Origin of the sequence: Achromobacter seleniivolatilans (genome assembly GCF_030864005.1) — a bacterium.
Lineage (GTDB): Bacteria > Pseudomonadota > Gammaproteobacteria > Burkholderiales > Burkholderiaceae_B > Achromobacter > Achromobacter seleniivolatilans.
Genome location: NZ_CP132976.1, coordinates 6,341,286 through 6,355,752 on the forward strand (window position 1 = coordinate 6,341,286; position 14,467 = coordinate 6,355,752).

Annotated in this window: 14 protein-coding genes; 9 read left to right on the plus strand and 5 right to left on the minus strand. The window is 63.1% G+C overall.

Annotated elements, in window-relative coordinates; translation table 11 throughout:
* Positions 1–20: 20 nt before the first annotated feature.
* The gene (gene tgt, locus RAS12_RS28680) at positions 21–1,157 is read right to left on the minus strand and encodes a tRNA guanosine(34) transglycosylase Tgt (protein WP_306943767.1); all 1,137 of its coding nucleotides are present in this window, start codon (positions 1,155–1,157) and stop codon (positions 21–23) included.
* Entirely contained in the window at positions 1,154–2,212 is a 1,059-nt protein-coding gene (queA, locus tag RAS12_RS28685) for a tRNA preQ1(34) S-adenosylmethionine ribosyltransferase-isomerase QueA (RefSeq protein WP_306943770.1), read from the minus strand. Before queA ends, tgt begins: the two co-directional genes overlap by 4 nt.
* Before the next feature lie 247 nt (positions 2,213–2,459).
* On the opposite strand from queA, the gene RAS12_RS28690 reads away from it, so the two are divergent.
* From RAS12_RS28690 to upp, 3 genes are all read left to right on the plus strand, one after another.
* A complete protein-coding gene (locus RAS12_RS28690; RefSeq protein ID WP_306943772.1) occupies positions 2,460–3,614 on the plus strand; it encodes an ABC transporter substrate-binding protein in 1,155 nt (384 codons plus the stop codon).
* 91 nt (positions 3,615–3,705) lie between these two features.
* The gene (gene dacB / locus RAS12_RS28695; RefSeq protein WP_306943774.1) at positions 3,706–5,154 is read left to right on the plus strand and encodes a D-alanyl-D-alanine carboxypeptidase/D-alanyl-D-alanine endopeptidase; all 1,449 of its coding nucleotides are present in this window, start codon (positions 3,706–3,708) and stop codon (positions 5,152–5,154) included.
* 129 nt (positions 5,155–5,283) lie between these two features.
* Complete coding sequence (gene upp / locus RAS12_RS28700; RefSeq protein ID WP_306943776.1) at positions 5,284–5,922, plus strand: uracil phosphoribosyltransferase; 639 nt, start codon at positions 5,284–5,286, stop codon at positions 5,920–5,922.
* A gap of 111 nt (positions 5,923–6,033) precedes the next feature.
* Here upp and cysG read toward each other — a convergent pair whose 3' ends face one another.
* A complete protein-coding gene (cysG, locus tag RAS12_RS28705; protein WP_306943778.1) occupies positions 6,034–7,449 on the minus strand; it encodes a siroheme synthase CysG in 1,416 nt (471 codons plus the stop codon).
* A gap of 305 nt (positions 7,450–7,754) precedes the next feature.
* Between cysG and RAS12_RS28710 the strand changes: the two genes are divergently transcribed.
* The 4 genes from RAS12_RS28710 (at position 7,755) to RAS12_RS28725 (ending at position 9,732) form a co-directional block, all read left to right on the plus strand.
* Positions 7,755–8,480: a hypothetical protein gene (locus tag RAS12_RS28710; protein WP_306951672.1), complete on the plus strand. Its 726-nt coding sequence runs from the start codon at positions 7,755–7,757 to the stop codon at positions 8,478–8,480.
* Between the two features lie 83 nt (positions 8,481–8,563).
* Positions 8,564–8,881 carry an ElaB/YgaM/YqjD family protein gene (locus RAS12_RS28715; RefSeq protein ID WP_306943779.1) on the plus strand — a complete coding sequence of 106 codons (318 nt, stop codon included), beginning with the start codon at positions 8,564–8,566 and terminating at the stop codon, positions 8,879–8,881.
* 68 nt (positions 8,882–8,949) lie between these two features.
* Positions 8,950–9,366, plus strand: a complete 417-nt coding sequence (locus tag RAS12_RS28720) for a phage holin family protein (protein ID WP_306943781.1) — start codon at positions 8,950–8,952, stop codon at positions 9,364–9,366.
* Between the two features lie 3 nt (positions 9,367–9,369).
* Positions 9,370–9,732, plus strand: coding sequence for a hypothetical protein (locus RAS12_RS28725; RefSeq protein WP_306943782.1), 363 nt, complete (start codon positions 9,370–9,372; stop codon positions 9,730–9,732).
* A gap of 87 nt (positions 9,733–9,819) precedes the next feature.
* Here the strand turns inward: RAS12_RS28725 and ubiD are convergent, their stop codons facing one another.
* Positions 9,820–11,364 (minus strand): 4-hydroxy-3-polyprenylbenzoate decarboxylase, encoded by a 1,545-nt coding sequence (gene ubiD, locus RAS12_RS28730; RefSeq protein ID WP_306943784.1) that lies wholly within the window; start codon positions 11,362–11,364, stop codon positions 9,820–9,822.
* 82 nt (positions 11,365–11,446) lie between these two features.
* Here ubiD and RAS12_RS28735 point away from each other — a divergent pair, with 82 nt between their 5' ends.
* Complete coding sequence (locus RAS12_RS28735) at positions 11,447–12,265, plus strand: lytic transglycosylase domain-containing protein (RefSeq protein ID WP_306943786.1); 819 nt, start codon at positions 11,447–11,449, stop codon at positions 12,263–12,265.
* Between the two features lie 59 nt (positions 12,266–12,324).
* Here RAS12_RS28735 and RAS12_RS28740 read toward each other — a convergent pair whose 3' ends face one another.
* Positions 12,325–13,485: a pyridoxal phosphate-dependent aminotransferase gene (locus RAS12_RS28740; RefSeq protein WP_306943787.1), complete on the minus strand. Its 1,161-nt coding sequence runs from the start codon at positions 13,483–13,485 to the stop codon at positions 12,325–12,327.
* Between the two features lie 44 nt (positions 13,486–13,529).
* On the opposite strand from RAS12_RS28740, the gene RAS12_RS28745 reads away from it, so the two are divergent.
* Positions 13,530–14,417, plus strand: coding sequence for an FAD-binding protein (locus tag RAS12_RS28745; RefSeq protein WP_306943789.1), 888 nt, complete (start codon positions 13,530–13,532; stop codon positions 14,415–14,417).
* Positions 14,418–14,467 lie beyond the last annotated feature (50 nt).

The following is a 14,467-nucleotide window of genomic DNA, read 5'->3' on the forward strand; positions in this document are numbered from 1 at the left end:
CAAGTGACTTGCAACCCTGCCTACTCGATTCCCCGCGCCCGGTCGGCGGCGAATTGAGCGCGCCAGAGGTCGAAACGCCCCTCGGCAATGGCTTCGCGCATTTCCTTCATGATGGTCAGGTAGAAATGCAGGTTGTGCAGCGTATTCAGGCGTGCGCCGGTGATCTCGTTGGCCCGCTGCAGGTGATGCAGGTAAGCCCGCGAGAAATTGCCGCAGGTGTGGCACGAGCAGCTGGGGTCCAGCGGGCGGGTGTCGTCGCGGTACTTGGCATTGCGGATCTTCACGTCGCCGAACCGCGTGAACAGCCAGCCATTGCGGGCGTTGCGGGTGGGCATGACGCAATCGAACATGTCGACGCCGCGGCTCACCCCTTCGACCAGGTCTTCCGGCGTGCCCACACCCATCAGGTAGCGCGGCGCCTCGGCCGGCAGCTTGGGGGTGACGTGCGCCAGGATGCGCATCATGTCTTCCTTGGGCTCGCCCACCGACAGTCCGCCGATGGCATAACCATGGAAGCCGATGTCTTGCAGGCCCGCCAGGGATTCGTCGCGCAACGCCTCGTACATGCCGCCCTGGACGATGCCGAACAGTGCGTTGGGATTTTCCAGGCGGTCAAATTCTTCGCGCGAGCGGCGCGCCCAGCGTAAAGACATACGCATGGAGCGGGCGGCTTCTTCGACGGTGGCGGGCCGGCCGTCGATTTCATAGGGCGTGCACTCGTCGAACACCATCACAACGTCGGAATTCAGCGAACGCTGGATGCGCATGGATTCTTCGGGCGTCAGGAACAGGCGCGCGCCGTCGATCGGCGACGCGAACTTCACGCCTTCCTCGGTAATTTTGCGCATGCCTTGCAGGCTGAACACCTGGAAACCGCCGGAATCCGTCAGGATGGGTTTGTCCCATTGCATGAAGCCGTGCAGGCCGCCATGCTTTTCCATGATGTCCGTGCCCGGGCGCAGCCACAGGTGGAACGTATTGCCCAGCACGATCTGGGAGCCAATTTCCTTCAGCTCGTGCGGCATCATGGCTTTGACGCTGCCATATGTGCCGACGGGCATGAAAATGGGGGTCTCGACCACACCGTGGTTCAGCGTGACGCGGCCACGGCGGGCGCCGCCGTCAGTGGCAAGCAGTTCGAATTTCAGTCCGGTCATTTGGCGGGAGACTCGATAAACATGGCGTCGCCATAGCTGAAGAAGCGGTAGCGCTGGGCCACCGCGTGGGCGTAGGCGCGGCGGATCGGCTCGACGCCGGCCAGCGCCGACACCAGCATCAGCAGGGTCGACTGGGGAAGGTGGAAGTTGGTGACCAGCGCGTTCACAACGCGGTACTGGTAGCCGGGGGTGATGAAGAGGCGGGTGTCGCCCTGGGCGGCGGCCAGCGGCAGGCCGGGAGCGGTGCGGCCTTCGGTCTGCGCGGCAGCGGATTCCAGGGCGCGCACGCTGGTCGTGCCAACGGCGATCACGCGGCCGCCCTTGGCACGGGTGGCGGCAATGGCGTCCACGGTGGCCTGGGGCACGGTGAACCATTCGGCGTGCATGATGTGATCGGCCAGATTGTCCACGCGCACGGGCTGGAACGTGCCGGCGCCCACGTGCAGCGTGACAAAGGCGCGGGCGACACCCAGTTCAGCCAGGCGGTCCATCGTGGGCTGATCAAAATGCAGCCCAGCGGTGGGGGCCGCGACGGCGCCTGGTTCGCGGGCGTAAACCGTCTGATAGCGGTCATCGTCCCCGGCATCGGCCTCGTGCGTGATGTAGGGCGGCAGCGGGGTCGCGCCGTGAGCATCCAACAGGTCCAGCACCGGGCCGGGAAAGCGAATGTCGAACAACTCGCCTTCACGGCCCAGGACCGTAGCGTCAAACGCATCGGCCAGGCGCAGCACCATGCCCGGCCCGGGCGATTTGCTGGCGCGCACATGGGCCAGGACGCGGTCGGGCTCGGTGATGCGCTCGACCAGCACTTCAATCTTGCCGCCCGTGATCTTGTGGCCGCCCAAGCGGGCCTTGATGACGCGCGTGTCGTTAAACACCAGCAGGTCGTCCGGACGCAGCAGGCCGATCAGGTCGGAAAACTGGCGGTCGTGCAGTTGGCTGGCGCCGTCCAGGTGCAGCAGCCGGCTGCCCGTGCGTTGGGCGGCGGGCGACTGCGCGATCAGTTCGGGCGGCAACTCGTAGTTGAAATCGGAAACGGTAAGAGGCTGGGTCACGCGGGTATCTGTCTGTCAGAGGGGGCGCCAAGCGGCAAAAGCGCGCGCCGCGCCAGCCAGGCTGGCTTGAGGCAACCGGCTATTGTAATGAAGACAGTTAATAGGGGCGGAACAGGGGGGAGTGACTGCCAGTGGAGCACGACGATATTGCCAGCCACAGCCGGGATTCCAGGCGTATAACTGCGTTCTACGCCGTAGCGGATCGGCGCAATCCATAACGATATCCGCGCACCCAAGGAGACTCCGCATGATTTCACGCCGTACCCTGATGGCCGCCGCGCTGGCGGCCTTGCTGGCAGCGGGCGCCGCCCCGGCGCTGGCGCAAGTAAAGATTGGCGCTACCCTGTCCACCACCGGCCCCCAGGCGTCGCTGGGCATCCCCGAGCGCAACACCATCAGCCTGCTGCCCACCGAAATCGGCGGAGTGAAGGTCGAGTACATCGTGTTGGATGACGCGTCGGACACGACCCGCGCGGTCAGTAATTCCCACAAGCTGATTTCCGAAAACAACGTCGACCTGATCGTAGGGTCCACCACCACGCCCAACACGATGGCCATGCTGGACACGGTGGCCACCGGGGCCACGCCGGTGATCACGCTGGCGTCGTCGGCCCGCCTGATCGACCCGGTGGACGACAAGCGGCGGTGGGTGTTCAAAACGCCGCACTCTGACTCCCTGATGGCCGAGGGCATTGCGCGCCACGCCGCCGCCAATGGCGTAAAGAAATTGGGTTTTGTCGGTTTCAACAACGCGCTGGGTGAGACGTTCTGGGTAGAAATCGAAAAAGCCGCCAAAAAGCATGGCATCGAGGTCGTTGGCAGGGAGAGCTTTGCGCCTACCGACACGTCCGCAGTCGCCCAGACACTGAAGTTGATTGGCGCCGCGCCGGATGCCGTTGTGGTGGGGGCCTCCGGCACGCCAGCCGCCATGCCTGCCCGTGCGCTGCGCGAACGCGGCTTCAAGGGCAAGATTTACTTCAACCACGGCGTAGCCAATAGCGATTTCCTGCGCGTGTGCGGACCCGCTTGCGAAGGCGCGTGGGTGCCGGTGGGGCCAGTGATGGTGGCGGACTTGCTGCCGGACACCAACCCGGTCAAGGCTACCGCCCAGGGATTTGCCAAAAAGTATGAGGCCGCCAATGGCGCGGGCAGCGTGTCTCTGTTTGCCGCCTACACCTGGGATGTGGGTCTGTTGTTGCAACAGGCAATTCCCGTGGCGTTGAAATCCGCCAAGCCCGGCACCCCCGAGTTCCGCGCTGCCCTGCGCGACGCGCTGGAAAACATCAAGAACCTGCCGACGGCGACGGGAGTGGTCACCATGAGCCCTACCGACCACAACGGGCTGGATGAGCGGGCTTTGGTCATGGCGACCGTGGCGTCGGGCAAGTGGAAATTGCAGTAATCCGGGAAAGGGCGGGGTAGCTCCCGCCCGTAACTGTCCCAGGTTTTGTATGCTCTCGGTTTTGCAGGACAAGCAACCAGGTGGGCGTGGCATGACGGGACAAGCGAAAAAGCGTGTGGGCGGGCTGAAGCATTGGCTGGCCGGCGGACTGCTGGCCCTGGCCGGCGGCGCTGCCTGCGCGCAGGTCCAGGGCTTGCCGCCCAATGTGGTGAACGCCTGGAAAGCCAGCAAGCTGCCCGACAGCGCGCTGTCGCTGGTGGTGCAAGAGCTGGGCGGCCAGCGCATGGTGGCGGTCAATGCCAAGGAATCCCGCAACCCCGCGTCGGTGATGAAGCTGGTCACGACCTGGGCTGCGCTGTCTGAATTGGGGCCGAACTACGTCTGGCGCACGGAATTCATGTCGGCTCCGGGCGCACGTCCTGACGCCAAGGGAGTGTTGGCTGGTCCCTTGTATCTGCGAGCCGGGGGCGATCCCCAGTTTCTGATGCAGGATTTGTGGGCGCTGCTGCGCGAATTGCGGCTGCGCGGGGTCAAGCAGATCAATGATCTGGTCATTGACCGCAGCATTTTCGGCCAGGTGGCTACCGATCCGGGCGCCTTTGATGGGGCGCCTGATCGTGCCTATAACGCCAGCCCGGACGCGCTGATGGTGGGTTTTGGCGCGGTGCGGCTGCTATTCGCGCCCGATCCCGCCGCCAATAAATGGGTGCCGCTGATTGATCCGCCGTTTCCGGGCGTAAAGATTGAAGGCAATGTGGAATGGAGCGACGTGCGCTGCCCCGGGCCGCCCGTGGTCACAACCGACCCCGTGATCACCCAGCAGGGCGTGACCATCCGCGTGAGCGGCAAGGTGGCCGGGTCTTGCGGCGAATTCAGCCTGTACCGCCTGGCCTTGTCGCAGCCTGATTACGCGACCGAAGTATTCCGCATGCTGTGGAAGGAACTGGGCGGCACGTTCAAGGGGCAGGTTCGCTCCGGCATGGTGCCGCCGGATGCCGTGGTGCTGGCGTCCCATGAGTCGCCCACGCTGGCCGAGGCCATCCGCCAGATCAATAAGCGCAGCAACAACGTCATGGCGCGCACGCTGCTGCTGACCCTGGGCGCGGAGCGCGGCCGCCGGCCGGCCACGGTGTCCAGCAGTGATGCCGTCGCCAAGAGCCTGCTGGCCAAGCAAGGGCTGGACATGCCGGAGCTTGTCATCGACAACGGCGCCGGCCTGTCGCGCGATGCACGGGTGTCTGCCGACAGCCTGGCATCCATGCTGACCGTCGCCTGGAATTCACCCGTCATGCCGGAGTACATTTCATCCTTTGCGATTGCCGGGGTGGATGGCACGGTGCGCCGCCGCCTGAAAGGCGAAGGCACATTGGGCATGGCTCACCTGAAGACCGGCTCGTTGCGTGATGTGCGCTCGATTGCCGGCTACGTGCTGGGCGCCAGCGGCAAGCGCTACGTGGTGGTCAGTATCGTCAACCATGAGCAGGCGGGCGCGGTGCGCGCGTTCGATGATGCTCTTATCGCATGGTTGGCCGAGCAATAACAATTCTTCAATAAACCGATTACGATTCCCAGGTGTGGCTCGCCAACGGGCGGCGCTAACGCGCTGCGCCGTTCCGGTTCTGCCTGAGGCGAAAACCCCTGCTTTTACCTAATTTGGAGTGTTACGCACATGCCCGTGCACGAAATCCGCCATCCGCTGATCCGCCATAAGCTCGGGATCATGCGTCGCGCCGACCTCAGCACCAAGAGCTTCCGAGAGTTGTCGCAGGAAGTGGGCGCGCTGCTCACCTACGAAGCATCCAAGGATCTGCCGCTGGCGCCCGCCACGGTCGAAGGCTGGTGTGGCCAGGTTCAGGTCGAAAAGATCGCTGGCAAGAAAGTTACGGTGGTGCCCATTCTGCGTGCCGGGATCGGCATGCTGGACGGCGTGCTGAGTTTGATCCCGGGCGCCAAGGTCAGCGTTGTGGGCGTCGCCCGCAATGAAGAAACGCTGGAAGCCCATACCTATCTGGAACGCCTGGTCGGCGAACTTGATCAGCGTCTGGCCCTGATTGTGGACCCGATGCTGGCGACGGGCGGTTCGATGGTTGCCGCCATCGACCTGCTCAAGCGCGCCGGCTGCAAAGAAATCCGTGCCCTGGTGCTGGTGGCGGCGCCTGTGGGCATTGACGCCGTGCTGGCCAAGCATCCGGACGTGCATATCTATACCGCGTCCATTGATGACGGCCTGAATGAACACGGCTACATCATGCCGGGTCTGGGCGACGCGGGTGACCGCATTTTTGGTACGACTCAGAAGGCCGAGTAATGGCGGCAGGCCTGCGCGGGGATCGGTAATCGCGCAGCGCTAGCCAGCTGTAGGATGGGGCGGCGGGATGCCATTGGCGCAAGCACGCCAACGCCCGCTGCACATAACCCGTCAAGCCGCAATCCGCTCTATCCGGCCATCAATATGCTGGCCAAACCATTGCAGTTTCGGCGCCAGTCCGGCGACCTCGCCCACGATCAGCAGGGCCGGGGACCGGATCGCGTGCTCGCTGGCCAACTGGGGCAATTGTTCCAGCGTGCCGGACAGAACGCGCTGTTCGGGCCGGCTGCCGTTTTCAATCAGCGCGAACGGCGTTTGCGCCGACCGGCCATGATTCAGCAAACGCTGCGTCAATAAGTCCAGCTGGCCGACTCCCATATAGAACGCCAGCGTCTGCTTTTCGCGGGCCAGGGCGGGCCAGTCCAGGTTGTCTTCATCTTCACGGCAATGCGCCGTGATCAGGCGCACGGACTGCGCATGTTCACGATGGGTCAGCGGGATACCCGCATAGGCCGCACAGGCCAGCGCCGCGGTAATGCCGGGCACGACCTCGTAGCGCACTCCATGGGCGCGCATATATTCCAGCTCTTCTCCGCCGCGGCCAAAGATAAAGGCATCGCCGCCTTTTAACCGGACCACGCGGCGGCCGGCTTGCGCGTGCTCGACCAGCAGGGCGTGGATGCGGGCCTGGGTGGCATGATGATTTTCACCGGGCAGTTTGCCAACCGGCACCCGGTCGGCGTCGCGTCGCGCCAAGGACATGACTTCGTCGCTGACCAGCCGGTCATACAGAATGACGTCTGCTTCGTTCAATGCGCGCAGGGCTTTCAGTGTCAATAGGCCGGGGTCGCCGGGGCCTGCGCCCACCAGCACGACGCTGCCCTCAGCGGGCGCAAGCGGCGCGGCCACGGCATCGGCCAGGGCGGCCTCAGCTTGCGCGGGCTGTTGCTGGCGCAGGAAACCGGCAACGGGGCCATCCAGCAGCCAGTCATAGAAGCGGCGGCGCGCGCCCAGATCGGGGTGGCTGGCCCGGATGCGCTTACGGTAAACCGCAGCCAGTCCGGCCAGTTGGCCCAACGTGTGATCGAACAGCGATTCGATGCGTTCGCGGATGCGCCGCGCCAGCACAGGGGCCACCCCCGACGACGAAATGGCCACGATGATTGGCGACCTGTCCACAATGGAAGGAACCTGGAATGACGACAGTTCGGGGTCGTCGACCACATTGCTGAAGATCCGGCGAGCGTCGGCCGCCTGGGATACGGCTGCATTGGTGGCACGATCATCCGTGGCGGCGATCACCAGCCAGACGTCGTCCAGCCAAGCCGGGTCAAAGCGGCCGGGCACGTGCCGGATGCGGCCTTCGGCGGCCAGGGCAGCGAGCGCGGGCGTCACGTCCGGCGCGCCCAGAACGACGGTTGCGGAGGCTTCCAGCAGGGCAAGCGTTTTGCGTTCGGCGACCGCGCCGCCGCCAACCACCAGTACTACGCGTTGCTTCAAATCAGCAAAAATCGGGAAAAGCTTCATCGCATGGCCGCCTCGGGAACCCCCGGCAAAATATCACCCGATCATAGGGATCGGGCTACATCCCCACAACTTTTGATTTCTTGAATCGTTATTTCTAAAAATTATTTATGTGAAGCCGCGCGGACGATGGCGGCAATCAGGGCGATCGGCGACGTTGTGCGCACTTTCGCCTGGAAGCCATGCGCAGATCGGAGCGCCGGCATTGACACGTTCCGACATACGCGGCGTGGCGGCGCGGTGTAGTATCAAGCCAGCCGTCGCCGGAGTTCGGGCGGTATTTCTGATTTTTGGAGTGGCTTGTGACGATGCAAAAACTGGCATCCCTGATTATCGCGGCGGGCGCGCTGGGCGCGGCTGCCACGGCGCAAGCGGGCGTGTGCGATGCGCAATTCATGCACGATGGCGGCGCGGTCACGCTGACCGGCTCAGGTAATTTGTCCTTGGGCGCCGATCTGACTTTCGCCGAGGTTACAAAAAGCAATGGCGACAACTGCCGCGCGCGAGTGCAAGGCGTGGCCACGTTCAGCTACGCCGGTTTGCCGCCAGGAAAATCCAAGCTGGATTACCTGATGACGGTCAAGGGCGGGCAAGCCACTTTCCTGCGCTACGCCAATGCTGGCGAGGCGCCGCAACCTTCCGAAGGCCAGTTTGATTTACGCATGCTGGGCCTCTTTGCCTACGACGGCAAGCTCAACGCTGGCCAGAAGCTGCCGGGTTCGTCCTTCCGCTTGAAAATCGGCAAAGAAGCGCCGGTGGGCGGCCAGCCCAGCACGACGGTGCGCATTGGTGAAAAAAACGTGGGCCAAAAGACGGCTATCAACACGGCTTTGGGCAACCAGTCTTGCCAGCCCATTACCTATACGCGCAACTCTGATCCCACGATGGCTACCTTCCAAGGTCTGACCATTCCCATTCCGGGTATGAACACGACCGTCACGGATTGGTATTGCCCGGCGGTGAATCTGGTGATGAAGCAAGACATTGATCAAGGCGGCGTTAAATCCGCCGTTGAGATTACGAAAATCAAGTAGCACACGGTAGCAAGCGCGCCATGCTGCGGGCATGGCGGCTGGTATGATGGTTTTGTCATAGACACACAACAGGAGCTCAAAAAATGGCAACGAGAAAATCCGAAGAAGTCGCAAAAGAAAAACTTATCGACAGTGTCAAGACCAGTCTGAATGACGCGGAAAGCCTGCTGCGCGAAGCGGCCGGCACGACCGGCGACAAGGCAAATGAATTGCGCGACCGCGCGATGGTTTCGCTAAAGCGCACCCGCGAAGCACTCTATGAAGCACAAGACGCCGTACTCGAACGTGGCCGCAAGGCTGCCCGCGCAACGGATGACTACGTGCATGACAATCCTTGGCAATCCATCGGCATTGCAGGCGTGACCGGCCTGCTGCTCGGTTTGCTGATCAGCCGCCGCTAATAGGCTTGGACCTCCGGGCGGGCGGAGCAGGCGTTTTGCCGCGCCGCCCGCCCGGTGTCCTTTACGCCATGGGTCTACGAAAATCTGTATTCGGAGTTGCGTCCAGCCTGGTCGGGCTGTTGCGCACGCGCCTGGAGCTTCTGGCGCTGGAAGCTGCCGACGAAAAATCGCGCTTGCTCAAATTGCTGGGCATGGCGTTCGCGGCGTTGCTATTCCTGACGCTGGCGGTGCTGGTGTTCACCGTTACGGTTGCTGTTCTGTTCTGGCCCACCGAAGATCGTTACCTGGCCTTGGGCCTGTTGGCGGCCTTCTACGGCATTATCGGCATCGGTTTGCTGCTTGCGGTGCGCCATGGGCTGGTTCATGGCGCGACGCCATTTTCGGCCACGCTGGAAGAACTGGGCCGGGATGCGGAATTGCTGGAACGCATCCGTGACGCTCAGGACGAAGACGAGGCGCCTTCACGCCGCCGCGGGGAGAGCTGAATCATGACGAAAAGATCTCCTATCGTTGATCGGGCGGTGCGCATCGAACTGCTGCGCGCCCGCGCCGCTATCGAACGCGAATCGTTGGCGCAGAGCATTGTCACGACAGGCCGTAAGCTGGAGCCCGTTGCGCTGATCCGCAGCATGCTGCCTGGCTTGGCGTCTGGCGGAGCATCGCGCTGGGCATTGCAGGCCATTACGCTGGCGCGCCGCTATCCGCTCGTCAGCTCGTCCTTATCCGCCATGTTCATGCGCGGCGGCAAACGGTCCAAGCTGTTCAAGGTTGCCGGTGGCGCCCTGGTCGGCTGGCAACTGTTCAAGCTTTGGCAGAGTTCCCGCCAGGACGGGAATCGGGACGCTGACTGACGGCGTCAGCTGATTTCTCGTTCAACAAAAAACCCGCCAGTTTTGAATTGGCGGGTTTTTTTAGCGCTGGGATGACGGCACTTCAGGCTACAGCCCTAACTGACCCCACATGTCGTCCACGCGTTTCTTGATGGCGGCGTCCATGGCGATGGGCGTGCCCCATTCGCGGTTGGTCTCGCCGGGCCACTTGTTCGTGGCGTCCAGGCCCATCTTGCCGCCCAGCCCCGACACCGGCGATGCAAAGTCCAGGTAGTCGATGGGGGTGTTTTCTACCAGCAAGGTGTCGCGCACCGGGTCCATGCGGGTGGTCATCGCCCAGACCACTTCCTTCCAGTCGCGGGGGTTGATGTCTTCGTCTACCACCACGATGAACTTGGTGTACATGAACTGGCGCAGGATGCTCCACAGCCCGAACATGACCCGCTTGGCGTGGCCCGCATACTGCTTGCGGATCGACACCACGGCCAGGCGGTAGCTGCACCCCTCGGGCGGCAGATAGAAGTCCACGATTTCCGGCAACTGGCGGCGCAGCAACGGCACAAATACCTCGTTCAGCGCCACGCCCAGCACGGCGGGTTCGTCGGGCGGTTTGCCGGTGTAGGTGGAGTGATAGATGGGATTGCGCCGCATCGTGATCCGCTCGACCGTAAACACGGGGAACCAGTCCTGCTCGTTGTAGTACCCGGTGTGGTCGCCGTAAGGGCCTTCCAGCGCCATTTCATAATCACTGTTGGGCGGCGGATTGACGCCTTCAGGCACTACGGGCTTGACGGCGCGCGGGTCGGAAGAGGGCAGCAGATGGCCTTCCAGCACGATTTCGGCCCAAGCGGGAACAGACAGATTGCTGCCCAGGGCCTGCGCGACTTCGGTGCGCGAGCCGCGCAACAAGCCAGCAAACTGGTATTCAGACAAGCTGTCGGGCACCGGGGTAACGGCGCCCAGGGTCGTAGCGGGGTCGGCGCCCAGCGCCACGGCGATCGGGAAGGGCGTGCCGGGGTTGGCCAGCGCGTGATCGCGGAAGTCCAGTGCGCCGCCGCGGTGCGATAGCCAGCGCATGATCAGCTTGTTCGGCCCCAGCAGTTGTTGCCGGTAAATACCCAGGTTCTGGCGCTTGGCATTCGGGCCGCGGGTAATGACCAGGCCCCAGGTCAGAAGCGGGGCCACATCACCGGGCCAGCAGGTCTGGATAGGCAGGCGAGTCAGGTCGACGTCCTTGCCTTCCCAGACGATTTCCTGGCAAGCGGGGCTTTTGACGTTCTTGGGGCTCATGTCCCACAAGGCGGACTTCAGCATGGACACTTTGGCCAGCGCGTCGCGCAGACCCTTGGGCGCTTCGGGTTCCCGCAAGGACGCCAGCAATTCGCCGATGTCGCGCAGCGCGCTGACGTGGTCAGCGCCCATTCCGCGCGCTACGCGCGACGGGGTGCCAAACAGATTGGTAAGCACCGGCATCTGCGCCGGCTTGCCCTCATGCTGGGTATTTTCAAACAGCAATGCAGGGCCCTCGGCGCGCAGCACACGGTCGGAAATCTCAGTCATTTCCAGGTGTGTGGACACGGGCGCCGTGATGCGTTTCAGGTCGCCCATCTTTTCAAGTTGGGCGAGGAAGTCTCTAAGGTCGCGGTATTTCACTACAGATCCCAGCGATTTGGTTACATGTTGGGTTGAAAGAGAGGTTAACATTGACTCCCTCTTTTTTACGCAGGAGGTCTTTATGCCCGATGCGTCAGTGGCCAGCCTTTTCAGGAACATGGCCCAAGGAGTGCACCAATATCTTGCCGAGTCCCTGCGCATATGCTCCGTTTATTTGGGCATTGCAGTCATTGTGACGGTAAGCATGGGATTTGCCCTGCCTGGTTTGCGCGACCAGGCATTGCAAGTGCACAAAGCCTTGTTGACCGCCCTAGCGCCTTCATCCATGCAAACCGGCACCGAAGCAGATGCCGGAGCCGAATTGGGAACCGACGCCGCGTCGGCAATTGCCATGGCCGTTCCAACCGCACCCGCCAGCAATGCCACCGGCATGCTGGGGCCAGCCCGTGTTGCCCCTCCGGTTCCCAAGAAACCCGCCATGGTGGCCACTGGCCCGCAGGCGGAAGCATTGCGCAACTATATCTCGCGCAAGTACAAGGTGGCGTATGACGCTACCGGCCCGCTGTTGAACACCGTGTATAAGGTGGGCCGCGAAAAGCAGCTGGACCCTTTGCTGTTGCTGGCGGTGATCGCCATTGAGTCCCGCTACAACCCTCTGGCTGAAAGCCATGTTGGCGCGCAGGGCTTGATGCAGGTCATGACCAGCGTCCACCAGGACAAGTTCGACGCCGTCGGCAAGAACGCGCTGGACCCGACCGCCAATATCAGCGTTGGCGCCACCATTCTGCGCGACTGCATCAACCGCCGCGGTTCCGTGGATACCGGTCTGGCCTGTTACGTGGGTTCTACGGGGCCTGACGACAATGGCTACGGCGCCAAGGTTCAGGCTGAACGCCGGCGCTTGGCGCTGGCGTCGGGAATAGCCCTGGCCCGCGATTGATTCTGGCTTGCTGAAACCTCAAAGCGCGCACTGACAAGTGCGCGCTTTGTTTTTTGCGGTCAGCCTTGCAACAGGCGGCCGATGCGGGCGACGGCCTCTTCCAGCCGGTCCAGCCCCGTGGCGTAGGAAAAGCGCATGGTGTGATTGCCATGGGTGGGGCCAAAATCCAGGCCAGGCACCGCCGCAACGCCGGCTTCCAGCAGCAGGCGCTGCGAGAATGTGGCGCTATCCATGCCCAAATTGCTGATGTCGGCATAGATATAGAACGCGCCGTCGGGCTTGACCGGCACATGCAGTCCCAGGCGTTCGAATTCCGGCAGCAGATAGTCGCGGCGCTGTTTGAAGGCTTCGCGGCGATGCTCAAATGTCTTCATGGCCTGTTCCGAAAAGCAGGCCAGAGCGGCGTGTTGTGCCAGCGTTGGCGCGCAGATCGCCAGGCTGGCGGCAATCTTTTCGACCGGGGCCACCATGTCCTCGGGGACGATCATCCAGCCCAGGCGCCAGCCAGTCATGTGGAAGTATTTCGAAAAGCTGTTGATGACGATGATGTCATCATCAAGCGTCAGCGCTGAACGCGGCTGGCCTTCATACGACAGACCCAGATAGATCTCATCGACGATGGCAAAGCCGTCGCGCGCGCGAACCTGCGCCAGTAACTCGGCCAGCTCGCTGTGCGCGATCGAGGTGCCCGTGGGATTGCTGGGCGAGGCGACCAGCACGCCTTGCGTGGCGGGCGTCCAGTGCTGGGCGACGTCCAGGGCAGACAGCTGGAAGCGTTTTTCCGCCGAACTGGGGATCAGGCGAGGCACGCCGCCCGCCGCAAGCACGAAGTTGCTGTTGGCGGGGTAGGATGGGTCCGGCATCAGCACTTCGCCACCCGTATTGACCAGCGCCGCGCAGGCCAGCGTCAGGGCGCCCGATGCGCCGGCCGTCACAATGACGCGAGACGGATTGATCTTGGCGCCGAATTGATCGTGATAGAACTGGGCAATGGCTTCGCGCAGTGGCATCAGGCCGGCAGGCGGGCTATAGCCGCTGAGTCCGGCGCGTGCCGCGCGATCCAGCGCTTCCACGACCTGGGGGGGCGCGGTAAAGTCCGGTTCGCCGATTCCCAGGCTGATAATGTCCTTGCCTGCCGCTTGCAACGCTTGCGCCTGCTTGAATAGCTCTACAACCTGGAAAGTCAGAAAATCTTGAGTGCGCGTGGCAAGGCGTGGCATTGGATTCTCGAAAGCGTCTTGTAGCGAAAAAAGGAATTGTAGTCATGCAGCCATCCCGGCGCGCTTTCCTGCTTGGCCGGCGGCCAGCCCAGACTCCTTGGGCGGCTTTTGTTCAACGTCTGACCCTGCTGTGCCAGGGGCAGTTGCGCGACCTGGGCGAAGAGGGCGCAGATGGTCCTCGGGCCATCCTGACCCCGATTCGTGATGCGGATGTTGCGCATGCCCGCAGCTTGTGCGCGGAATATCGCGTCGTGCTGCAACTTGAAGGCGCGCAGGGGCCGTACGCCCCGATCGCCGGCCCGTGCCTGCGGGTAGATCCCTCCCTGATGGCCGGACTGGCGCGTCTGGGCGGCGATACGCCGCGCTGGCGTGCGCAGCCCGGCGTGCCGCTGGCCGCGTTGGCGCAAGCTGGGCTACAGCAATTTTCCGGGTTGCCTGGCGCCATGACGCTGGCCGAGTGGCTGGCGGCGCCCGCGCCTTGGCCAGCCGGACGCTGCGCCGCATCGGGCGTGCTGGCGGTGGATGTGATGCTGGCGGACGGCATAGAGGAAACCTTGGGGCCGTTTGGCGAGGCGGACGTCCAGCCGCTGCGCTCGGCCACGGTGCAGAGTCTGGTGCCCGCCTTGTTCCAGCTGGCGTCAGGTGGTGATGCCTTTGCCACGAATGACGGCTATCACTGGCTGGGCCGCTACCGGCTGGACGCGCTGAAACCTGAAGCCCCTGCAACCGTCAATCTGGCCCACTTGTTGTTAGGGCATGGCGGCACCCTGGCTTGGGTGCAAAGCGTGATGCTGACCGACGCGCCCGCTTGGCGGGCAGCGGGTCCCGCACCCAGTACCCCCGGGCTGGCGACCTTTCGGCTGGACGGACGAGTCAAGGAGGCTTTTGACCCTCATGGTCGTTTTCCCCTATTTCTGTCCAACGAAAACTGAATGTTATTCAGCTTGCTGTAAGATTTCGCGGCTTGTCCTTAAGAGGGATG